General features: G+C 68.9%; 19 protein-coding genes and 1 riboswitch. Of the genes, 5 read left to right on the forward strand and 14 right to left on the reverse strand.

Annotation, left to right across the window (positions count from 1 at the left end):
- Positions 1-36: 36 nt before the first annotated feature.
- The 4 genes from IW252_RS03290 to IW252_RS03305 all read right to left on the reverse strand — a co-directional run bounded on the left by IW252_RS03290 (position 37) and on the right by IW252_RS03305 (position 4,744).
- Complete coding sequence (locus IW252_RS03290) at positions 37-1,371, reverse strand: YibE/F family protein (RefSeq protein WP_196835262.1); 1,335 nt, start codon at positions 1,369-1,371, stop codon at positions 37-39.
- A 12-nt stretch (positions 1,372-1,383) separates the two neighbouring features.
- Positions 1,384-2,301: a GNAT family N-acetyltransferase gene (locus tag IW252_RS03295; protein WP_196835263.1), complete on the reverse strand. Its 918-nt coding sequence runs from the start codon at positions 2,299-2,301 to the stop codon at positions 1,384-1,386.
- A 3-nt stretch (positions 2,302-2,304) separates the two neighbouring features.
- Complete coding sequence (locus tag IW252_RS03300) at positions 2,305-3,690, reverse strand: glycine--tRNA ligase (protein WP_196835264.1); 1,386 nt, start codon at positions 3,688-3,690, stop codon at positions 2,305-2,307.
- A gap of 91 nt (positions 3,691-3,781) precedes the next feature.
- Positions 3,782-4,744 carry a DMT family transporter gene (locus IW252_RS03305; protein WP_331271422.1) on the reverse strand — a complete coding sequence of 321 codons (963 nt, stop codon included), beginning with the start codon at positions 4,742-4,744 and terminating at the stop codon, positions 3,782-3,784.
- 167 nt (positions 4,745-4,911) lie between these two features.
- On the opposite strand from IW252_RS03305, the gene IW252_RS03310 reads away from it, so the two are divergent.
- A complete protein-coding gene (locus IW252_RS03310; protein WP_196835265.1) occupies positions 4,912-5,154 on the forward strand; it encodes an RNA-binding S4 domain-containing protein in 243 nt (80 codons plus the stop codon).
- A 41-nt stretch (positions 5,155-5,195) separates the two neighbouring features.
- Here the strand turns inward: IW252_RS03310 and IW252_RS03315 are convergent, their stop codons facing one another.
- From IW252_RS03315 to IW252_RS03325, 3 genes are all read right to left on the reverse strand, one after another.
- Complete coding sequence (locus IW252_RS03315) at positions 5,196-5,837, reverse strand: alpha/beta hydrolase (protein ID WP_196835266.1); 642 nt, start codon at positions 5,835-5,837, stop codon at positions 5,196-5,198.
- Positions 5,838-5,892: 55 nt separating this feature from the next.
- A complete protein-coding gene (metX, locus tag IW252_RS03320; RefSeq protein ID WP_196837071.1) occupies positions 5,893-7,002 on the reverse strand; it encodes a homoserine O-acetyltransferase MetX in 1,110 nt (369 codons plus the stop codon).
- 107 nt (positions 7,003-7,109) lie between these two features.
- Positions 7,110-8,471 (reverse strand): bifunctional o-acetylhomoserine/o-acetylserine sulfhydrylase, encoded by a 1,362-nt coding sequence (locus IW252_RS03325; RefSeq protein ID WP_196835267.1) that lies wholly within the window; start codon positions 8,469-8,471, stop codon positions 7,110-7,112.
- Between the two features lie 67 nt (positions 8,472-8,538).
- Positions 8,539-8,654: riboswitch (SAM riboswitch) on the reverse strand.
- 142 nt (positions 8,655-8,796) lie between these two features.
- Between IW252_RS03325 and IW252_RS03330 the strand changes: the two genes are divergently transcribed.
- On the forward strand, positions 8,797-9,444 hold the full coding sequence (locus tag IW252_RS03330) for a VOC family protein (RefSeq protein ID WP_196835268.1): 648 nt from the start codon (positions 8,797-8,799) through the stop codon (positions 9,442-9,444).
- Between the two features lie 114 nt (positions 9,445-9,558).
- Here IW252_RS03330 and IW252_RS03335 read toward each other — a convergent pair whose 3' ends face one another.
- On the reverse strand, positions 9,559-10,428 hold the full coding sequence (locus IW252_RS03335) for a CPBP family intramembrane glutamic endopeptidase (RefSeq protein WP_196835269.1): 870 nt from the start codon (positions 10,426-10,428) through the stop codon (positions 9,559-9,561).
- Between the two features lie 12 nt (positions 10,429-10,440).
- Between IW252_RS03335 and IW252_RS03340 the strand changes: the two genes are divergently transcribed.
- Positions 10,441-11,289: an aminoglycoside phosphotransferase family protein gene (locus IW252_RS03340; protein WP_196835270.1), complete on the forward strand. Its 849-nt coding sequence runs from the start codon at positions 10,441-10,443 to the stop codon at positions 11,287-11,289.
- An 87-nt stretch (positions 11,290-11,376) separates the two neighbouring features.
- Here the strand turns inward: IW252_RS03340 and tpx are convergent, their stop codons facing one another.
- Positions 11,377-11,874 (reverse strand): thiol peroxidase, encoded by a 498-nt coding sequence (gene tpx, locus IW252_RS03345; protein ID WP_196835271.1) that lies wholly within the window; start codon positions 11,872-11,874, stop codon positions 11,377-11,379.
- An 87-nt stretch (positions 11,875-11,961) separates the two neighbouring features.
- Between tpx and IW252_RS03350 the strand changes: the two genes are divergently transcribed.
- Entirely contained in the window at positions 11,962-12,528 is a 567-nt protein-coding gene (locus tag IW252_RS03350; protein WP_196835272.1) for a HutD/Ves family protein, read from the forward strand.
- Here the strand turns inward: IW252_RS03350 and hutI are convergent.
- From hutI to IW252_RS03375, 5 genes are read right to left on the reverse strand one after another with little or no spacing between them, the layout of a single operon-like run.
- Positions 12,525-13,757, reverse strand: a complete 1,233-nt coding sequence (hutI, locus tag IW252_RS03355) for an imidazolonepropionase (protein ID WP_196835273.1) — start codon at positions 13,755-13,757, stop codon at positions 12,525-12,527. The genes IW252_RS03350 and hutI overlap by 4 nt on opposite strands.
- Positions 13,754-14,974 (reverse strand): formimidoylglutamate deiminase, encoded by a 1,221-nt coding sequence (locus IW252_RS03360; protein WP_331271424.1) that lies wholly within the window; start codon positions 14,972-14,974, stop codon positions 13,754-13,756. The genes hutI and IW252_RS03360 overlap by 4 nt, the downstream gene beginning before the upstream one ends.
- The gene (locus IW252_RS03365) at positions 14,971-16,275 is read right to left on the reverse strand and encodes an allantoate amidohydrolase (RefSeq protein WP_196835274.1); all 1,305 of its coding nucleotides are present in this window, start codon (positions 16,273-16,275) and stop codon (positions 14,971-14,973) included. Before IW252_RS03365 ends, IW252_RS03360 begins: the two co-directional genes overlap by 4 nt.
- Positions 16,262-17,995 (reverse strand): urocanate hydratase, encoded by a 1,734-nt coding sequence (locus IW252_RS03370; protein WP_196835275.1) that lies wholly within the window; start codon positions 17,993-17,995, stop codon positions 16,262-16,264. Before IW252_RS03370 ends, IW252_RS03365 begins: the two co-directional genes overlap by 14 nt.
- Positions 17,992-18,687, reverse strand: a complete 696-nt coding sequence (locus IW252_RS03375; protein ID WP_196835276.1) for an IclR family transcriptional regulator — start codon at positions 18,685-18,687, stop codon at positions 17,992-17,994. Before IW252_RS03375 ends, IW252_RS03370 begins: the two co-directional genes overlap by 4 nt.
- Positions 18,688-18,830: 143 nt before the next feature.
- Between IW252_RS03375 and hutH the strand changes: the two genes are divergently transcribed.
- Positions 18,831-20,393, forward strand: coding sequence for a histidine ammonia-lyase (gene hutH / locus IW252_RS03380; RefSeq protein WP_196835277.1), 1,563 nt, complete (start codon positions 18,831-18,833; stop codon positions 20,391-20,393).
- The last annotated feature ends 66 nt before the right edge of the window (positions 20,394-20,459 follow it).

The following is a 20,459-nucleotide window of genomic DNA, read 5'->3' on the forward strand; positions in this document are numbered from 1 at the left end:
ACCGACTTGGCTCGCCCCGTGGACGGCACGGGCGAATCAGCCGATGGGCGGGCCCGAGCCGTCCGCGTGCGCCGCGCTGCGGCGGCCAGAGCGTCGACGCGGGGCCACGGAGCCGTCCGACGAGCCGCGCGTGGCAGCAGACCGCGAGGCGGCTCCCACGTCCCCGGTGCCGACGGCCTTGACGACGGCGGTGGCAATCGCCGTCGTGACCGGGATCGCCAGCACCAATCCGATGGAACCGACCAGCGTTCGCACGACCTCCTCGGCGAGCTCCCCTGAGGTAAAGGTGTCCAGTAGCGCCCGGTCGTAGAGCGTGACGAGGATCAGCATGGGTAAGACGGCGCCCGCGTAGGCGAACGCGATCGTGTACACCGTCGACGCGATGTGGTCCCGCCCAATGCGCATGGCCGAGGTAAAGAGCTCGCGGGCGCTGCGGTGCGGATTTGCCTCCGCAAGTTCCCACACGGCGGACGATTGCGTGATCGTCACGTCGTTGAGCACGCCGAGGCCGGCCACCAGCAGTCCGCACAGGATGATGCCGGACAGGCTGAGCTCCGGGACTTGGTTGACCAGCGTGTACTTGGCGTCGTCGCCGACGCCGGTGAGGTGCACGGCGTCGGTGGCCCACGCCGCCAACGCCGTGGTCACCGCGAGGCCAAAGATCGTGCCCAGCAGCGCCGTCGTCGTCCGGGCCGTAAACCCGTGCGCGAAGTACAAGACCGCGATCATGATCAGCGCCGAACCCACTAGGCCCACCAGCAGGGCCGGCTTGCCCTCCACGAGTGCAGGGATCATGAAATGAGCCAAGACGAGGTAGGCGCCGATGAGGCCCAACAAGGCGCGGAAACCGCGCCACCGCGCCACGAGGACGACGACGAACGCGTAGGCGGCGGCGAGCAGCAGAATCGGCGCCGCGCGGACAAAGTCCACAAAAATATAGGGAGCCGCGGATCCGGTGACCGCCTCGCGCAGGTCCAAGTAGCGAATCTGATCGCCGGGTTCGACGCCGGTGGCCGCGAGGATTTCCGGCGGAACTTCCACGGGAACGGCCCCGCCGCCAGCGTTGGGACGAACATAGGCCACGTCGCACTGTTGCGCCTCGCCGCCCGCGGCCTCGAGGTCGCCACTGGACGGGCACGTCTCATTGACCACGCGCTCCACTTCGCCGGAGACCATGGACACCCCGGCGGCCGTGGAGTACGGGTCATCGAGCTGGACACGATCCGCTCCCCCACTGGGCCACAGGAACCACGTGCCGATCACCGTGAGCAGGCCGAGCGGAATGAGGATCGCGGTGAGAAGGAGGCGGGCCCTGCGGCGACGCGCCGGATCATGGATCCGGACGTCGTCGTGCCCGTGCGCGTGGCCCATCGACTCCTCCCCCTAAGCCGTGGCGACGATGCGGGTGGTGGTGATGACCGTGGCCTGCCGAGCGGCCACGAGCCCGTCCACCACCTCGACCAGCGCGGTCATCGCGTCGTCCACCTCCACCTTAACGGGGTACTGGTGGGCCAACATGGCCAGCAAGCCAAACACGGCCTCGCGGGCGTCGTCCTCGGCCAGGGCCGGATCCCATCCCACCAACACGTCCGCCGGGGCGTCCACGCGGTCCGGCTCGTAACTCACGGCGAAGGCTTGGATCCGACCGCCAGCGGGTTGAGGCTTATCGCGCAGGACGACGGCGCCCTTGGCACCGGTGGATTCGGCGAGCAACATGGTCTGCGCGCGTCCCAGGGTCATCTCCGAGCGATCCCACCCGTGGACCGCGTTGTAGAAGTCCACGACGAGGCGGGTCAGCTCCACGGAGCCCGTGGCCGACTCGTCCAGCGTGAGTCCGTCCTCGGAGAAGTTCGGCAGCTTCATGCCGCCGGGCTCAATCACAACGGCGCGGGAGCGCATGATGGGATGTTGCCCCAGCGAGGCGGCGAATCCTGACGCGGCGGCCGCGTCGGCGCCCTCCTCGGTGTAGCGGGACTTCAGCTCCTGCGGTCCGCCGGCAGGGACCTCCGCACGCAGGCGGCGCACCAATTCCGTGGCGATTCCGTGGCGCCGGTGATCGCGCGCGACCTCCGCAAAACACCACAGGCGGTCAGGGTGCAGGGTCGAGGCAAACAGCGTTGCCGCGGCGATCGGCACGCCCTGGTCCTCGGCCACCATGGTGCGCGCCCAGGGTTCCTCAGAGTCTGGCCGCAGCATGGTGCGGTCCACGTGAGCCTGCGGCGTCGCGGGATCACCCCAGATCTGAATCAGTTCCAGATCATCCCCGTCGCGCCAAGGGCGGTAGGTGAGCTCTGCTGCCATGGTTTAGGCGCCCCGCAGACGCTCAGCGAGGTACGACTCCACCTGATCCAGCGCCACGCGCTCCTGGGTCATGGCGTCCCGCTCACGGATGGTCACGGCCTGATCCTCGAGGGAATCGAAATCGAAGGTAATGCAGAACGGTGTTCCGATCTCGTCCTGGCGGCGGTAGCGGCGACCGATTGCGCCGGCGTCGTCGAAATCAATGTTCCAGCGCTTGCGCAGCACGCTGGCGAGCTCGCGGGCCTGCGGCGAGAGCTTCTCGTTCCGGGACAGCGGCAGCACCGCGGCCTTGACCGGCGCCAAGCGCGGATCCAGCTTCAGGACCGTGCGCTTGTCGACGCCGCCCTTGGAGTTCGGCGCCTCGTCCTCGGTGTAGGCGTCGACGAGGAAGGCCATCATGGACCGGGTCAGGCCGAAGGAGGGCTCGATCACGTAGGGCACGAACCGCTCGCCCGAGGCCTGATCGAAGAAGGACAGGTCCGCCCCGGAAGCCTCTTTGTGAGAGGTAAGGTCAAAGTCCGTCCGGTTGGCCACGCCCATGAGCTCGCCCCATTCGGAGCCTTGGAAGCCGAATCGGTACTCGAAATCGATGGTGCCGGCAGAGTAATGCGCGCGCTCGTCCTCGGGCACATCAAACTGACGCATGTTCTCCGGGTTGATCCCCAGGTCGATGAACCAGTCCCAGCAGTCCTTCACCCAGCGGTCGAACCACTCGCCCGCGTCCTCGGGCGCGGTGAAGTACTCGATCTCCATTTGCTCAAACTCGCGGGTGCGGAAGATGAAATTGCCCGGCGTGATCTCATTCCGGAACGCCTTGCCGATCTGGCCGATGCCGAACGGTGGCTTCTTCCGGGAGGCGTTGAGCACGTTGGAGAAGTTCACGAAGATTCCCTGGGCGGTCTCCGGGCGCATGAAGTGCAGCCCCGACTCGCTGTCCACCGGGCCGAGGTATGTCTTAACCAAACCGGAGAAGAGCTGTGGCTCGGTGAACTGCCCCTTGGTGCCGCAATCGGGGCAGGCGATCTCGCTCATGCCATCGTTCGGCTGGCGGCCCTTCTTGGCCACAAACGCTTCGATGAGGTGATCCTCGCGGTGCCGCTTATGGCACTGGGTGCACTCGACGAGGGGGTCCGTGAAGGTCTTCACGTGCCCCGAAGCTTCCCAGACGGCTTTGGGAAGGATGATCGACGAGTCCAGCCCCACCATGTCCTCGCGGCCGCGAACGAAGTTCTGCCACCACTCGCGCTTGATGTTTTCCTTCAGTTCCGTGCCGAGGGGCCCGTAGTCCCACGCGGAGCGGGAACCGCCGTAGATCTCACCGGCCTGAAAAACGAATCCGCGCCGCTTGGCGAGGGAGATGACCTGATCGAGCGTGGATTGCGGTGCCATACTTCTACTCCTGCTGAACGAGGCCGCTGGTTGCGGTCCGTCATGGGGGACAAATTCCGAGTCCACCCTAGCCGATCAGGCGGCCAACCCCTTAGCGATGTCCGGGCGCTCCGCGCTGCACGGAGGCGATCACGACGGCGCCGAGTGCCACCGCAGTTCCCGCCACTGTGGCGAGTTCCACCTGTGCGCCCGCCACCGGAAGAAAGACGTCGATGGCGAGCGAGCCGAGGAGTTGTCCCGCGATGAGGCCCAGGCCCGTGACGAGGACCCCGAGGAAGCGCACCAGGACCGCTGAAGCGGCGATGAAGCATACCCCCAGCGGCCCGCCGAGGTACATCCACCAGACCGGCGGAAGCGGCGCCATCGGCGTTCCAGCGGCCGTCATCACGAGTAGCGTCACCACCAACGCGGCGGTACCGACGGCGAAGTTCACGAAGGTCGCCGGCAGAGGGCTACCCGCGTAGCGCGTCTGGACGCCGTTCATGGCTTGCTGGAAGCCCATGAGCAGTCCCGCCGTGAGCGGCAGCAACAGCGGACCCACCACCTCGAATCCGACGCCGCGCTCGGCCAAGGTGGGCCACACGGCGACGCCCACGCCCACCAGGGCCAGTAGGGCTCCGACCGCACGGCGCGTGCTGACGGGCCGCGGGCCGCCCGGCCCAAAACCGACCCGATCCGCGACGAGGCCGGAGGCCACTTGCCCCGCCACATTAGCCACGGTGAAGAGGGCGACCCCGAGGATCGTCACCACCAGGCCCTGAGAGATCACAAAGAAGGCACCGATGGTGCCGGCCAGCAAGTACCACGCGGGAACGTCGCCGGCGGCGACGTGGCTGCGCAATCGGCTGAGGCCGCGCCGGCCGGGCGGGGTGAGGCAGGCCAGCGCCAGCAGGAGGAGTCCGACGCCGAAGGAAATCGTGGCGGCCTCAATCCCGTGCCCCAGCTCGGTGGAGAGCGCGCCGTTAACTCGCCCTTGGAGCGGCATGGCGCTTCCGGCGATCACAGCGATCGCGACGCCGACGGGCACGGGGAGTGCGGCGCGCTCAGCGCTCACGGGGCCTCCTGAAAAAGATGAGACGGCAGTGTTGGCGCAGCGAGTCAGGCCCGGGCGCCCAAGAGCTCTAACCTACCAACGATGTCGATATTCACCGCCGGACGTGAACGGCGCATGACGCCGCGGGCGTCGAGGCGCGCGGACTCGCGCCCCTACAATGGGGGACCATGAGCGACTTCGACCCAAACACCGTGTCCATCCGCGACGAGTCCATCCGGCTGGGGCAGTTGCTCAAACTCGCCAATTTCGTCGAAGACGGTATTGAGGCCAAAGCGCTCATCGAGCAAGGTCTCGTCAAAGTCAATGGCGAGGTGGAAACCCGTCGGGGCCGGCAGGTGCGCGTCGGGGACTCGGTGACGCTGGACGAGACCACGCTCACCGTGCAGAGCCACGACGCGTCGATCGGCTAGGGCCATCTGCGCGGCCACCGGGCCTGTCCCCGGTGGCCTGATTAAGCGGTCAGGACCTTGGCCCGGAGGAACTCGGCCACGTGCCCCATCTCGGCCTGATTGATGCTGTGGGCTAGGCCGGTGTACATCATCTTGGTGAGATCCGTGGCGGCATGAGCCCACTCGTTAGTGAACTCAATCTTGTCCTCCGTGATGATCTGATCCGCGTCCCCCCGGCCCCAGAAAAGCGGCGTGCGCCGCGCGCGCAGCGCGTCGTCGGCGAAGTAGTCACTCGGCGTCGGGATCGCAAAACCGGACAGGCCCACCACCGCGTCGATCCCTGCGGGGCGGCGCCGCAGTACGCTGGTGGCCACGGCCATGCCCATGGAAAAGCCGAGCAGCGTCACGGACGAGTGCCGCTGCTCCACGGTCTCGAGCCAGGAGATGACATCGTCGACGGCGGACGTCACCCGGTCAATGGAGTACTCCGGCTCGTGCAAGAGCGGAAACCACGTGTACCCCGGACCAAGCGCATGTGGGGCGCGCACCGAGGCCAGCGTGAACTCGTCCGGCAGCATCGGCGCGAGGCCGATCAAGTCCCGCTCGTGGGACAGGTAGCCGTGGAACATGACGATCAGCGGCGTGCCGTCGCGCTCGTTCTCGGGCCGGCTCCAGACGACTTCGGGGCTCCATACGTTGGTCATGCCCCCATTGAATCACCGGCCGTGGTGGGCCGGACAATCGTGACTGCTCGGCGCGTTAGTCGGTGAAGATCCGGCGCCGCAGGGCTCCGGCCAGCTGCTGCGCGTCGGTCAAGAAACCATCGTGTCCGATGGGCGTGGTGATGTATTCGACGGGACCGGCGCCGAGCAGCCGAGCCATCTCCTCCGACTGCGCTGGCCAGTAGAGGCGATCAGAATCCACGGCGGCCACCAAAAACTGGATGTGCCCCAACGAGCCGAGCACGCGTGCGAGCCCGCCGCGGCCGCGGCCGACGTCGTGACTCATGAGGGCTTCCGTGATGATGAGGTAGGCATTCGCGTCGAACCGACCCACCAACTTCCCGGCCTGGTGGTCCAGGTAGCTCTCAATTTGGTAGCGTCCGCGCTCGCCCGGCAGGGCCGCGTAGGGGTCCTCCCCCGCCTGCGCTTGACGGCCGAACCGCGCGTGAAACTCCACGTCGGAACGGTAGGTGATGTGTGCCATGCGCCGGGCGATGCCGAGGCCTGCCACCGGCCCCTCCCCCAATCCGGCCACGCCGCCCGGGGCCGTCGCCGGAGCACTGTAGTAGTCCCCGCCGTCGAAGCGGGGATCGAGGCGGATCGCCTGCGTCTGAATCTGCGCGAAAGCAATCTGTTCCGCCGTGGAGGCCGCCGTCGTGGCAATGGGCACGCACCGCTGCACCCGCTCGGGGAACGTCGCAGCCCACTCCAAGGCGCGTGCGCCGCCCATTGAACCACCGAGCACCGTGTGCCAGACATCGACGCCGAGCGCGTCGGCCAGCCTGGCCTCCAGCCGCACGGCGTCCCGCAGCGTGGTCAGCGGGAAACGCGAACCGTAGGCCCTCCCGTCGGGGGCGGCGCTGCCCGGCCCCGTCGACCCGTTGCAGCCGCCGACCATGCCGGGGGCCACCACGAAGTAGCGGTCCGTATCGATCGGAGCCCCAGGCCCCACGAATCCGTCCCACCAGCCGGCTTCCTCGCTGCTACCGCGGGCCACGTGCGGATCCCCCGTGAGGGCGTGCAGCAGCAGGACGGCATTGGAGGCCTGCGCGTTGAGGGTGCCCCACGTCTCGAAGGCGATGTCGACGGCGTCGAGCTGCCCGCCGGCGTCAAACGTGTACGGCCCCGTGGACAGCACGCGCAGCATGCCATCGGCGAGGTGTTCGGCGCCGGCGAGTTCGGCGGGCGTGCCGCCCGGCCGTGGTGCATTGCTGGCCGGGCGGCTGACTGCGGTAAAGGTGTCCGTCGGCGTCACTAAACAGCGGCCTCGCGTGGTTCGGCGGTGGCGCGGGCCTCGACGGCGGCGAATCCGGCCTCCAGGTCCGCGATGATGTCGTCAACGTGCTCGATGCCGACCGCGAGGCGCACCAAGCCCGGCGTCACGCCCGCTGCGGCCTGCTCGGCCTCGCTGAGTTGGGCGTGGGTGGTGCTCGCCGGATGGATGGCGAGCGAGCGGACGTCGCCGATGTTCGCGACGTGCGAGTGCAGGCTGAGGCCATCGACGAAGGCCTGCCCGGCGGCGCTGCCGCCCGCCACCTCGAAGGCGACGACGGCTCCTGTGCCGCGCGGCCCATACTTTTGGCCGCGCTCGTACCACGGGCTGGACTTCAACCCGGCGTAGGCGACGCGGACGACGTCGTCCCGGTCCTGAAGCCATTCGGCGACGGTGTTGGCGTTGGCCACGTGGCGCTCGATCCGGAGGCTGAGCGTCTCCAGACCTTGGGCGATCAGGAACGCGTTGAAGGGCGAGAGGGAGGATCCGAGGTCCCGGAGCAATTGCACCCGGGCCTTGAGGATAAACGCCAAATTGGCGCCCAGGGCGCTGCCCACCCCAAGATCCCGGGCGAAGACCAGCCCGTTGTAGGACTCGTCCGGCGTGTTGAAGGTAGGGAAACGCTCCGGATCGGCCGCGAAGTCGAACGTTCCGCCATCGACGATGACGCCAGCGATCGCGGTGCCGTGCCCGCCGAGGTACTTTGTGGCGGAGTGGATCACGACGTCGGCTCCGTGCTCCAGCGGGCGGATGAGGTATGGCGTGGCCAGCGTGTTGTCCACCAGCAGGGGCACTCCTGCCGCGTGGGCGACGGAGGCGACGCCCTCAATGTCCAGGACATCTTGGCGTGGGTTGGAGACGACTTCGGCGAACAGCGCCTTGGTGCGTGGACGGATCGCGGCACGCCATGCCTCGAGATCATCCGGGTCGGCCACGAAGGTGACCTCGATTCCGAGACGCTTCAGCGTGTGCTTGAGCAGGTTCTGCGTCCCCCCGTACAGGCTGGGACTGGCGACGATGTGGTCCCCGGACTCCGCCACGTTCAATAGCGCAAAGGACGTGGCGGCCTGGCCCGAGGACAGCAGGAGGGCGCCCACGCCGCCCTCGAGATCCGCGATCCGCGCCTCCACCGCGTCGGTAGTGGGGTTGCCGATCCGGGTGTAGATCGGCTCGAGCTCGGCGAGCGCAAAGCGGGCGGCGGCCGATTCGGCGCTCGGGAACACGAAGGACGTGGTCTGGAAGATCGGCAGGGCGCGGGCGCCGTTGCCGGGGTCCGGCACGTGGCCGGAGTGAATCTGGCGGGTTTCAAAGGACCAATGGGCCTGAGTACTGTGCTGCGTCATGGACGTTCCCCTTTACCGTGTGGGGCCGCCCGCCGCGCCAACACCAGAGAGCCTGGCGCCGTGGGCGTACCCGCGCTTGCCCCGGGCCGGTCGGCTCGAGGCCAGGTCCTCACCCGGGGCACCCCACCGCGAGTGGAGGGTTGCCGGCCAGCAAACCGGGGTTTTGCGCTGGCACTCATGACCTTGCGCTCTAGTGTGTGTCACGAGGCCGTGCGCCGCAAGCTCGAGGCGAAACACACGTTCACGCGCGACGAAAATGCACCCGAATGACAAACTTAGGCAACCCTAAGTCGAGAGCTATCTCACAAAGTGCCATCATGAGCACATGATGAGGTTGGACCATGTTTCATACGCGTGCGGACCGGACGGCCTGACGGCCACTGCTGAACGGGTGGCAGAAAAGCTCGGTCTCGAATCTGTCAAGGGCGGCGTCCATCCCCGCTTCGGTACCCGGAACGTTATTTTTCCCTTGCAGCACAACCAGTACCTCGAGGTCGTCGAGGTCCTGGATCACCCCTCCAGCATCAAGGCGCCGTTCGGCCAGGCCGTGCGCGCCCGCTCGGAAGCTGGCGGCGGATGGATGGGCTGGGTCGTCGCCGTCGAGGATCTTTCCGGCTTCGAGGATCGTTTGGGGCGCACGCGCGTTCCCGGCAATCGGAAGTTCCCGGACGGTCAGGAACTCACCTGGCAGCAGATCGGCATCAAGGGCCTCATCGCCGACCCGCAGGTGCCCTACATGATCCAGTGGGATGAGGGCACGGCCCCGCTGCACCCCTCTCAAGCGCTGGAGAATCCTGCGGGCCAGATTGCGCAGATTTCCATTGCGGGCTCGCCGGAGCGCGTGGCCGAGTGGCTGGGTGAGCCGGAGCAGCACCCGTTGCATGATGTGACGGTCGACTGGCTGGCCCCGAACGGGACTCCGGGCATCATGTCCGTCTCCTTCATGACGCCCCACGGTCTGGTGACGCTCTAAAGCGCCTCACGAGATCACCGCGGCGGGGCGTGCGTTTCTGACAGCGTCAGGAACGCACGCCCCGCCGCTGCTCGTCTCGGGAGGATTCCTTGCCCGCTCGGGCTCCCGGCCCGCTCAGGCACCAATTCCGATGGCGCTCCCCCACAGGGCAAACCCGATGAAGCCCACCGCGTCGAGCAACACGTGGGCTACCACCAGGGGCATCACCCGCGGCTGCCCCCGGTCCATCGAACGCTGATAGAACCAGCCGAAGACCACGCCCATGGCCACGTTGCCGAGGAACGGACCGAACCCCTGATACAGGTGGTAGCTGCCCCGCAACACGGCCGAGATGAGAATGATGGCCCACGCCCGCCACGGCCCTTGGTGCACTCCGAGCTGCCGCAGGTAGTGGAAGAGGAACCCAACCACGAGGACTTCTTCCAAGACCCCGTGGCGCACGGCGGAGAGCAACAGCACCGGGATGGTCCACCAGTAGTCGCCGAGGTTTGCGGGAGCGATCGCCGTGGTCATCCCGAGCGCTCGCCCCGCCGCGTACACGCCCAGCGTCCCGACGCCGATGGCGAGGAACAGCGCGGTCCCCGTGGCGGCGTCGTACCCCACGCTGGGCAGGAGCCCACGCCCCGGACGCCGCACCCCGAAGCCCAGTACCGCGAAGGGCGTGCGCCCCGTCAGGAGGTACAAGAAGTAGAGGGCCAGGACGGCCGGGACCAGCGCAAAGGCGATGTCAAGCAGTTGGTACAGCAGGTCAAACACGGGGCGCTCGGCGCGGGAGGTGTTCATGCTCGTCGTCTGCTCGGCCAGCGGACCACGCGTGAGCTTGTCTGCCAAGCTCACGACGGCGTAGACGGCTGACTGTCCGAGGGAGAGCCCCAAGACCAGCCCCAGTTCGAGCCACAGGCGCCAGCGGGCGGGCCGGCCTGCGGTGGGCTGCAACGCGCCGGGGGCGCCGACGGCGGGTTCAGGCACACGGGACGAGCTCATAGGATCGATGGTATGCGCCCGCCCACAGACTCTGAGATTGCCCTGGCCGAAAACCTCTACCCCGGCCCGGCGTGGGCGCAGGGCTCCGTGGCGGAGGGCGGGCAGTTTCACGAGGTCCTTGTCACCGAGGAGGCCGTCCTGCGGATGGCGCGCGACGACGTCCAAGCGGCCCAGCTACCGCGCCGCGTGGCGCTCGTTGATGCGCTGAGCGGGCGATTGCCCTACGCCGTGCCCTGCTCCCTCAGCCGGATTGCCGACGGCGCCGTCGTGCAAGAGTTCATCCCGGGCGCGGCGCACCCGCCGCACACCGGCGACCCGGTGCGGTTACGCGAGGTGATCGCGGCTCTTGCCGCCGTGGATGTGGCGCCGCTGCGCGAGCTGTTGGCTCCCCCATTTGCCTACCGCGGGCCGTGGACCGAATCGAAGATCGCCACCACGCTCACGGCGCTCGGCGAGCATGCCTCGGATCCGGCCAGCGGCGCGGCGTTGGTCCACGACGCCGCGTTGGTGCTCGCGGAGCTGCGCCAGTTCGCCGACGTGCCGGCGCAATTAGTCCACGGGGACCTCGCCGGGCACAACATGCATTGGATCGGAGGGCGCGTGAGCGGCATCCTCGACTGGGATTTGGCCGCCGCGTGGGATCCCGCGCTCAACGTCGCGTATCTCGCCGCATGGCACGGGCGTGACCTCGTGGATGAGCTGGCCCGAGATGCGGAACAAGCGCGGCGAGCGCGGATCTGGGACGGCGCCATGCGCCTCGAGGGGATCTATAACGCAAGCCTGCGGACCGATGCCCCGAACTGGGGAAAGCTCATGCGCAAGGTCGCACCACGCGTCCATGCCGCGCGGGAGGCGATCTGATCCTCCACGCCTAGCGACCATACGACGGCCGCCCCGCGGCCCGTGCGTGAGGCACGGACCGCGGGGCGGCCGGTCGAGCTAGGCGGGTTAGGACAGCGCGGAAACCGCGGCCTCGTAATTCGGCTCTTCCGTCGTCTCGGCGACCTGCTCGGTGTACAGGACGGTGCCGTCGGTATCCACCACGACCACCGAACGCGAGTTCAAGCCGGCGAGCGGACCGGTGGCAAACTTCACGCCGTAGTCCTCGCCGAAGCTCGAGCGGAAGGTGGAACCGGTGACCACGCGCTCAAGACCCTCGGACCCGCAGAAGCGTGCCTGGGCGAACGGAAGGTCAGCGGAGACGCACACCACGGTGGTGTTCTCCAGCTCCGAGGCGCGCTGGTTGAATTCGCGCACGCTGGCGGCGCAGGTGCCCGTATCAACGCTCGGGAAGATGTTCAGCACGAGGCGCTGACCGGAGAAGTCGGTCGACTTCACCTCGGACAGGTCCGCGCCGACCAGCGTAAATTCGGGAGCGGTAGAACCCACGGCGGGCAGTTCTGAGACCGTCTGGACGTCATTTCCTTGCAGCGTGATGTTAGCCATGGCTCATGTCTACCACGCCCCCTGACGTGCGGCGAAGCGCCCGCGACGTATGACACCGCGGGGGCCGCCCTGCCGTAGGCTGAGGGCATGGCTTCCGCAGCGCAGCATCTGATCCGTACCTCCGAGCTGCCCGTCTCCGCTTGGCGCAATGGCCGCGGCAAGACGCGTGAAATCCTCTCCACTGAACGGCGTCGGCTCAGCCTCGCCCTCGTCGATCAGGCTGGCGAATTCTCCCGCTACGACGGCTTCACCCGGGTGCAGACCGTGGTGGAGGGCGAGCTGCTGGTGCTGACCGTGGACGGGCGCGAGCAGGCGATCGAGCAATACCGTCCCTTCACGTACGACGGCGCCGCGCAGACCACCGCGTCGCTGCCCACCGGCCCGGTGGTCTGCCTAAACGCGTTCGCGGCGCACGGTACGTCCGTGAGCGTTCTCGTCCTTGAACTCAGCAAGAAACGGGCCTTACCCCTCGGCAATGATCAGTACGGCATGCTGCTGGCGGGGCACGCCCAGCTAGCCACGGGCGAGGGCGGCGGCGCGTCCGGTGACGCCGCCTCGCTCACCGAGCTCGACGTCGTCGTCGGCTCCGGAGCCGACCAGACGGCCGTGACCGGGCGGGGGTTCTTGGCCGTGGTCACCTACACCGCCGGCTAGAGGCGAGCCCCGCCGCGCCCCGAGCCGCGTACCTCGCCGCGCGAGTCGACGCGCTCGCCCTCGCGGAACACCGCCTGCGTGAGGGGCATGCCCGGCCGGTACGCCAAGTGCGCGGCCGAGGGCGCGTTGAGCAGCTGCACGTCGGCTCGCTTGCCGACCTCAATACTGCCAACCGTGTCCTGAACACCCAGCGCGAGCGCCCCGCCGAAGGTGGCCGCGCGCACGGCCTCCTGCACGCTCAAGCCCATCTGCAGGACCGCGGTGCCCACGCAGAAGGCCATCGAGGTGGTGTAGCTGGTCCCCGGGTTGCAGTTGGACGCCAGCGCAATTTCCACGCCGGCATCCAGCAGCTCACGTCCCGGCGCCAGCGGTTGCCGCGTCGAGAGGTCGCACGCGGGCAGGCAGGTGGCCACCACGCCCGGTGCGCCGGTAGCCGACGCGGAATCCCACCCGGACCAGGATCCCGCCAGTGCGGCGACGTCGTCGGGCTCGAGATAGTTCACGTGGTCCACACTGGCCGCACCAAATTCGACGGCGAGGCGCGCCCCGGGTCCAGGGCCCAGCTGATTGCCGTGCACGCGCAGGCCTAGACCGGCGTCTCGGCAGGCGGCCAGCACGCGACGCGACTGGTCCTCGGAAAAGGCCCCGCGCTCGCAAAAGACGTCGGCGGAGTGAACGTAGGGGCGCACCGCGGTCAGCATCTCGGTACACACCAGCTCCGTGTATTCCTCGGCGTCGGCGCCCGGCGGCACCAGGTGGGCGCCGAGGTAGGTCACGTGATCGGCCACCGCCGAGGCGATCCGGGCGTGCCGGCGCTCCTGGTCGACGCTGAGGCCGTAGCCCGTCTTCGTTTCGAGGTAGGTGGTCCCCCCATCCGCCGCCTCGGCGACGCGGCCGCGCACCAGGCGCGTGAGCTCGTCGTCATCGGCCGCGCGCGTGGCCTCCATCGTCACGGCGATCCCCCCGGCGGCATAGGATTCGCCGGCCATCCGGGCCTGAAACTCGGCGGACCGGTCCCCCGCGAAGACGAGGTGCGTGTGCGAATCCACCCACCCGGGCAGCGCGGCCCGTCCACCGGCGTCGTGCACCACATCCGCAGCGGGCGCGCGATGGGCCGCGCCAATCCACGCAAATCGCCCGTTCTCGACGACGATGGCGGCGTCCTGCAGAACCCGCCGCTCGGGATCCTGGCTGGTCAATTCCGCAATATTGGTAATCAGCAGGCTCATGAAAACTCCGGATGGTCGGCGAAGAAGCGGGCGTAGAGGTCAGCGGGGTCGCCGAGCCGGGTATGGAGACCGTGCTGGGCCACCACCTGACCCGCGATCCGCACCTCGGCGACGTCTGCGGCGGTGGCGGTCAGCGGCAATTGGGCCGGGCGGGACCCGGCGGTGCGCACGCTCGCTGCCGAGACCTGCACCTGATCCTTGTTGTCCGCCAGCCCGAGGCTCGCTAGGCCACCGGCCCGAGCGGCGGCCGCGAGTTCGGTGGGCGCGAACCGGCCGCGAATGCCGGTATTGAGGCGTTCGCCATGCTCGAGGGCGCGCATTTCCAGAAACGGGTCGATGCTGGCGTGCTGATCGGTGCCGAGCGCGATCACCGCACCGGCGTCGGCCAAGCGACGCGCCGGCCCGATGCCGTCGGCGAGGTCCGCCTCCGTGGTGGGGCACATGACGATGCTGGCACCCGCGGCGCCGAGCACGGCGATGTCCTGCTCGCTCAGGTGCGTGGCGTGCACCGCCGAGAGCCGGGAGGACAGCAATCCGTGACGCGCCAAGAGCCCGGTGGGGCTCACGCCGTAGGCCGCCTCGCACGCGGAGTTCTCGGCGGGTTGCTCGGAGAGATGCACATGGAGGGGCTCGGCCGGATCCAGCTCCGCGCCGATCATGGCCAAGGCTTCCGGCCCGACGGCGCGCACGGAATGCAGGGCCGCCCCGAGGCTCACCAGCGATGAGCCGGCGGCTTCGGAGGCGAGGGCGGCGGCGAGACGCTGATGGCGTTGCAACCAGCCCGCGGCATCGCCATCACTGAAGCGGCGCTGGGTCGGATTCAGTGCGAGGGGACGACCGGCTGCATCGAGCCCACCGGCGAGGTAGCACGTGTCCAAGAGCACCAAACGAATCCCGGCCGTCACAGCGGCCCGGGCCACGGCGCGCTCCATGTCGTGGTCCGGGTACGGCGCACCCTCCGGACCGTGGTGGAGGTAGTGAAATTCTCCGACCGCCGTCCACCCGGCCGTGACCATCTCGGCGAAGACGGCGGTGGCCAGTTGCTCGTACCCTTGCGGGTCTAGGACGGACGCGGCCGCGTACATTTGCTCGCGCCACGTCCAAAAGTCCCCGGCGCCACCGGCCTCGCCCTCGTGGGTGCGCCCGCGCAGTACGCGGTGGAAGGCATGCGAGTGGGCATTGATGGGGCCGGGCAGTGGAACGAGGCCGCCGTTCACAGCAGGTCCCCCAGCGCGTCGGCGAGCGCCAGCGTGCCGGCGGTCGCGTCGTCGTCCTCCACATATTCCTCGGGCGAGTGGCTGATCCCGGAGGGATTGCGCACGAACAGCATGCCCGTGGGAACCTCCGCGGCGAGAACACCGGCGTCGTGCCCCGCCCCCGTGGCCAAGGCCGGGGCGCCAGCCACGGTGCGCTGCGCGGACGCCGCGAGGCCGCGCGTCAGCTCTGCATCGAACGTGACGGTGGCGGACAGGGATCCTTGGCTCAGTGTCACGGCGCAGCCCTCCACGCCGGCGAGGTGCACGGCCTCGCCGTGGATACGCTCGACCAGCTCGGCCGTCACCGCGTCGTCCTGATGCCGCACATCGATCCACACGTCCACGCGGGAGGCGATGACGTTGGTGCCCCCGGGCACCGGCTCGAGGCGTCCGACCGTCGCGCGGGCACCCGGCTGGGCCGCGCCGATCTGACGGATCGCGACGACGGTGCTCGCGGCGGCGATCATCGGATCCGACCGGTCCGCCATGAGGGTCGTCCCGGCGTGATTGCCTTGCCCCGTGAACGTCAGGCGCCAGCGCCCATGGCCGAGGATCGACGACGCGACGGCGACGGCGGGGCCCCGCCCGGCGGCGTCCGTGAACTCCTCGGTATTGAGTCCGCGGCCTTGCTCGACGTGCAGTTCCACAAATTGGCCGATGCGGGACAAGGCTGTCTCGTCGCGTCCCATGAGGTCCGGATCCAGCCCGTGCCGGCGGGAGGCCTCAGCGAAGCTGGTGCCGTTCTCGTCGCGCAAGGCGAGGGCGCGGGCGGGGGTGATGGCGCCGGTGAGGAGCCGCGACCCGAGACAGGCCACGCCGAACGCGGAGCCCTCCTCCTCGGGAAAGACGGCAATGGCGAAGGCCCGCGTGCGGTGCAAGGAGCCCGCAGACTCTCGGGCGGCCAGCACATCGAAGGCGGCCAGCGCCGAGGCCAGGCCGAGCGGCCCATCGAAGGGCCCGCCCCCGGGCACCGAATCGAGATGGGATCCGGTCACCAGGGCCCCGGCCCGCGGATCTCCGGCCGTCACGGCACCGGCTGGGGTCGGCAGATCCCACCAGGCCCAGATGATGCCGTTGGCGTCGCGCTCCACGGCGAGGCCGCGGTTCGAGGCCTCGGCCACAAACCACTCGCGCAGCTCGAGCTCCGAGGATGAATACACCGGACGGGTGTATCCCCCTCGGCGCGCGTCGCGCCCGGTGTCGGCGATGGCGGCGAGGAGCGGATTAACGGCGGCCGCCGCCTGCCTCTCAAGCGTGGTCATCAGCTGTGCCCTCAGTCATGGGAATCCGCACGCCGCGCTCGGCCGCAACATCGCGGGCCCGCTCGTACCCGGCGTCGACGTGACGGATGACCCCCATCCCTGGGTCGTTCGTCAACAGGGCCTCCAGCTTGGCGGCCGCGAGCTCGGAGCCGTCGGCAACCGAGACCTGCCCGGCGTGAATGGACCGGCCGATCCCGACGCCGCCGCCGTGGTGGATGGAGACCCAGGTGGCGCCGGAGGACGTCGCGGTCAAGGCGTTCAGCAGCGGCCAGTCCGCGATCGCGTCCGAACCATCGGCCATCGCCTCAGTCTCCCGGTAGGGGCTGGCCACGGACCCGGAATCAAGATGATCGCGCCCGATGACGATCGGCGCCGAGACCTTACCCTCGGCCACCAGCTGGTTGAAGAGCAGTCCAGCCTTGGCCCGGTCGCCGTAACCCAGCCAGCAAATGCGCGCCGGCAGGCCCTCGTACTCGACGCGCTCGCCGGCGGCGTCGATCCACTTGTGGAGATGCTGGTTCTCGGGGAAGAGCTCCTTGATGGCCTCGTCCGTGACGCGGATGTCCTCGGGGTCGCCGGAGAGCGCCACCCAGCGGAACGGTCCCAGCCCTTCGCAGAACAGGGGGCGGATGTAGGCCGGGACGAAACCCGGAAAATCGAAGGCGCGGTCGTACCCGCCCGTGCGCGCCTCATCGCGGATCGAGTTGCCGTAATCGAACACCTCGGCACCGGCATCCTGGAACTCCACCATGGCGCGCACGTGCGTGGCCATGGAGGCCTGCGCCCGGGCGGTGAAGCCCTCCGGATCGGCGGCGGCCTCGCGCTGCCAATCCGCCACGGCGACGCCGACGGGCAGGTAGGACAGCGGGTCGTGGGCGGAGGTCTGGTCGGTGACCACGTCCACGCTCAGCTGTCCGGCCTGATGGCGGCGCAGGAGCTCCGGCAGCACCTCCGCCGCGTTGCCGACGTAGCCGACCGAGAGGCCGCGCCGCTCCGCCTTGGCCGTCATCACCTGAGCGATCGCGGCATCGAGGTCCTCTTCCACAACGTCGAGGTAGCGCTTGGCCGCCCGGCGGCGCAACCGGGTCTCGTCGACGTCGATGATGAGGCAGGCGCCGTCGTTCAGCGTCACGGCCAGTGGCTGCGCGCCACCCATGCCGCCACATCCGGCGGTCACCGTCAGGCTACCGGCCAGCGGCCCCTCGCCCTCGGCGCTCTCCGGGAGACGGCCCGCCGCGGCGAGCTTGCGGCCGACGGCGGCAAAGGTCTCGTACGTGCCCTGGAGGATGCCTTGGGTTCCGATGTAGATCCAGGACCCGGCGGTCATTTGCCCGTACATCATGAGCTCCTCCGCCTCCAGCTTGCGGAACTCGGGCCACGTGGCCCAGTCGCCGACGAGGTTGGAGTTGGCGATGAGCACGCGCGGCGCCCATTGATTGGTGGTGAACACGCCCACGGGCTTGCCGGACTGGACCAGGAGGGTTTCGTTGTCCTCCAGCGTCTCCAGGGTGCGCGTGATCGCGTCGAACGCTTCCCACGACCGTGCGGCGCGGCCCGTGCCGCCGTAGACCACGAGGTCCTCGGGGCGTTCGGCCACCTCGGGATCCAGATTATTCATGAGCATGCGCAGCGGTGCCTCGGTCTGCCACGACTTGGCGGTGAGTTCGGTGCCGCGCGTGGCGCGAATCGTGCGGCTGGGATCGTGCTGGGTAAAGGTCATGGTGTCTCTCCAGTGAGTGCGGGTGAATCTGTGGTGGTGAGCAGGTGGGCCGCCTCGGCGGCGACGGCAGCGCCAATCTGCCCCGTGAGTTCTTCTGTGATGCGGTAGGTGGGCACGACGACGGACAGGGCCGCGACGATCCGCGCCTCGTCACCGTCGCCGACGACGACGGGCGCGGCGATCGCGGTGACGTCCTTTTCCACGCCGCGGTCAACGACGACGTAGCCCGCCGAGGGGGTCTGGCCACGCAACACGGCACCGACGGCCGTGCCGCCCAGCGGAATGCTGCGGCCCACCCACGAGGCGTGACGCACCGAATGCGTGCCTTCCTCCATGGCGATGTAGATGCTGTGCTGATCGGCGAGTGCCCCGGACGCCGGGACGCTGAGGTAGGCCGACTCCCCTGTCTCCGCGACGAGCCGCCGCAGCGGACCGGCCGCGAGAGATACGAGAGACTCGTGGCTCAGCGCCTGAGCGCCCAACTGAACAATGCGCATCCCGGGCAGGTAGCCGGCGTCGTCCTGTTTGCGGACGAACCCGCTGGATTCCAGCGTGCGCAGCAAGCGCAGTGCGGTGGAAGCGGAGAGCCCGGTCTGGCGCGCGGCCTCAGCTAGGGACAAGCTGCCGGCATCGCACACGGCGCCGAGCAGCGCGAGAGCCCGGTCGACGGTGCGGGTGCCCGATTCGGCCATGCATGCTCCTGAAATCTGTGGTGGTCGGCAACACCAACCCGCCCGATCTTGCCACCGAGCGAAATCTGCGTTTCACTTATTGAAACGTGAATTGCCTCGCTTGGCAAGGTCACCAGCTAGCCGCCCACTCGAGAAGGACCACCATGACCTCCACCATCGCCCTGACTCCCGCACCACTGTCCCCGGCCGACGTCGTGGCCGTGGCCCGCCACGGGGCCGCCGTCGAGTTGTCCCAGGAGTCGCTGCAGGCCATGGCGGCCTCACGCCGAGTCATCGAGGACCTGGCCCACGACACCCGCCCGCACTACGGCGTTTCCACCGGGTTCGGCGCGCTGGCCACTAAGCAGATCCCCGGCGAACTGCGCACCCAGCTGCAGCGGTCCCTCATCCGCTCCCACGCCGCGTCCTCCGGCGCGGAGGTTGACCGCGAGGTGGTGCGCGGGCTGATGCTTAATCGACTGCACACCATGGCGACCGGCCGCACGGGCGTGCGCCCGGAGGTCGCGGAAACCTACGCCGCGCTGTTGAACGCGTCGATCACCCCCGTCGTGGGCGAATACGGGTCTCTGGGCTGCTCCGGAGACCTCGCCCCGCTCTCCCACTGCGCGCTCGCGGCCATGGGCGAGGGCCAGGTCCGGGACGCCGACGGCACGTTGCGCGATGCCGCCGATGCGCTGGCCGACGCCGGCATCACCCCAGTGGTCCTCGCCGAAAAGGAGGGCCTGGCGCTCATCAACGGCACCGACGGCATGCTCGGGATGCTGCTGCTGGCCGCCGAAGACCTCCACCGGCTGATCTCCACGGCGGACGTGGCCGCCGCCATGAGCGTCGAAGGCCTGCTCGGCACGGATTCGGTCTTCGCCGAGGACCTCCACGCCCTCCGCCCACAGCCGGGCCAGATCGCCTCCGCAACCAACATGCGCGCCGCCCTGTCCGGCTCGCCCCTCGTGGCCGCACAGAAGGAGGGCGATCACGCCTTCACCCGCGTTCAGGACGCCTACTCACTCCGCTGCGCCCCGCAGGTTCATGGGGCCGCGCGGGCCACTTTGGACCATGCCGAGTCCGTGGCCGGGTTCGAGCTAGCCTCCGCCGTCGACAATCCCGTCGTCACCGAGGACGGACGCGTCGAATCCAACGGAAACTTCCACGGCGCGCCGGTGGGTTACGTTCTGGACTTTTTGGCTATCGCCTCGGCGGACCTTGCCTCGATCTCCGAGCGGCGCACCGACCGCTTCCTGGACAAGGCCCGCAGCCATGGCCTCAATGCGTTCCTCGCCGATGACCCCGGGGTGGACTCGGGACACATGATCGCCCAGTACACCCAGGCCGGCATTGTGTCCGAGCTCAAGCGCCTGGCCAACCCCGCATCCGTGGACTCCATCCCCAGCTCCGCCATGCAGGAGGACCACGTCTCCATGGGCTGGTCCGCTGGGCTCAAGCTGCGCCGCAGCATCGACGGGCTCGCTCGCGTGATCGCCGTCGAGTTGCTAACGAGCGCCCGCGCCCTGGATATGCGCGACGGCGGCGTGGCCACCAGCCAGTCCTCCCCCGTCATCACGGCGGTGCGCTCGGCGATCCGCGACGTGGTCGAAGGGCCCGGGACGGACCGCTACCTCGCCCCGGAGATTGCCGCGGTGCACGCCCTGGTCGCCAGCGGGGCCGTCCTCGACGCGGCGCAGGGCGCGGCCCCGAATCCGCTGCACTGAGGGCGTAGCCCGCGGGCATCTCCGCCCACGGGATGACTCTTGAGGCACAGCGTCGCAGATATACTG

This window comes from Zhihengliuella flava (assembly GCF_015751895.1).
Classification (GTDB): Bacteria; Actinomycetota; Actinomycetes; order Actinomycetales; family Micrococcaceae; genus Zhihengliuella; species Zhihengliuella flava.

Excerpts from the sequence above, each read along its gene's own strand:
- IW252_RS03325 (WP_196835267.1), bottom strand. The coding sequence starts at position 8,471 with ATGACGCAGCACAGTACTCAGGCCCATTGGTCCTTTGAAACCCGCCAG.
- tpx (WP_196835271.1), bottom strand. The coding sequence starts at position 11,874 with ATGGCTAACATCACGCTGCAAGGAAATGACGTCCAGACGGTCTCAGAA.
- IW252_RS03290 (WP_196835262.1), bottom strand. The coding sequence starts at position 1,371 with ATGGGCCACGCGCACGGGCACGACGACGTCCGGATCCATGATCCGGCG.
- IW252_RS03295 (WP_196835263.1), bottom strand. The coding sequence starts at position 2,301 with ATGGCAGCAGAGCTCACCTACCGCCCTTGGCGCGACGGGGATGATCTG.
- metX (WP_196837071.1), bottom strand. The coding sequence starts at position 7,002 with ATGCTGCGCGTGCTGTCCACGGGGCCGTACACGTTTGACGCCGGCGGG.
- IW252_RS03300 (WP_196835264.1), bottom strand. The coding sequence starts at position 3,690 with ATGGCACCGCAATCCACGCTCGATCAGGTCATCTCCCTCGCCAAGCGG.
- hutI (WP_196835273.1), bottom strand. The coding sequence starts at position 13,757 with ATGAGCCTGCTGATTACCAATATTGCGGAATTGACCAGCCAGGATCCC.
- IW252_RS03330 (WP_196835268.1), top strand. The coding sequence starts at position 8,797 with ATGATGAGGTTGGACCATGTTTCATACGCGTGCGGACCGGACGGCCTG.
- IW252_RS03370 (WP_196835275.1), bottom strand. The coding sequence starts at position 17,995 with ATGACCTTTACCCAGCACGATCCCAGCCGCACGATTCGCGCCACGCGC.
- IW252_RS03365 (WP_196835274.1), bottom strand. The coding sequence starts at position 16,275 with ATGACCACGCTTGAGAGGCAGGCGGCGGCCGCCGTTAATCCGCTCCTC.
- IW252_RS03315 (WP_196835266.1), bottom strand. The coding sequence starts at position 5,837 with ATGACCAACGTATGGAGCCCCGAAGTCGTCTGGAGCCGGCCCGAGAAC.
- IW252_RS03340 (WP_196835270.1), top strand. The coding sequence starts at position 10,441 with ATGCGCCCGCCCACAGACTCTGAGATTGCCCTGGCCGAAAACCTCTAC.
- IW252_RS03350 (WP_196835272.1), top strand. The coding sequence starts at position 11,962 with ATGGCTTCCGCAGCGCAGCATCTGATCCGTACCTCCGAGCTGCCCGTC.
- IW252_RS03375 (WP_196835276.1), bottom strand. The coding sequence starts at position 18,687 with ATGGCCGAATCGGGCACCCGCACCGTCGACCGGGCTCTCGCGCTGCTC.
- hutH (WP_196835277.1), top strand. The coding sequence starts at position 18,831 with ATGACCTCCACCATCGCCCTGACTCCCGCACCACTGTCCCCGGCCGAC.
- IW252_RS03335 (WP_196835269.1), bottom strand. The coding sequence starts at position 10,428 with ATGAGCTCGTCCCGTGTGCCTGAACCCGCCGTCGGCGCCCCCGGCGCG.
- IW252_RS03310 (WP_196835265.1), top strand. The coding sequence starts at position 4,912 with ATGAGCGACTTCGACCCAAACACCGTGTCCATCCGCGACGAGTCCATC.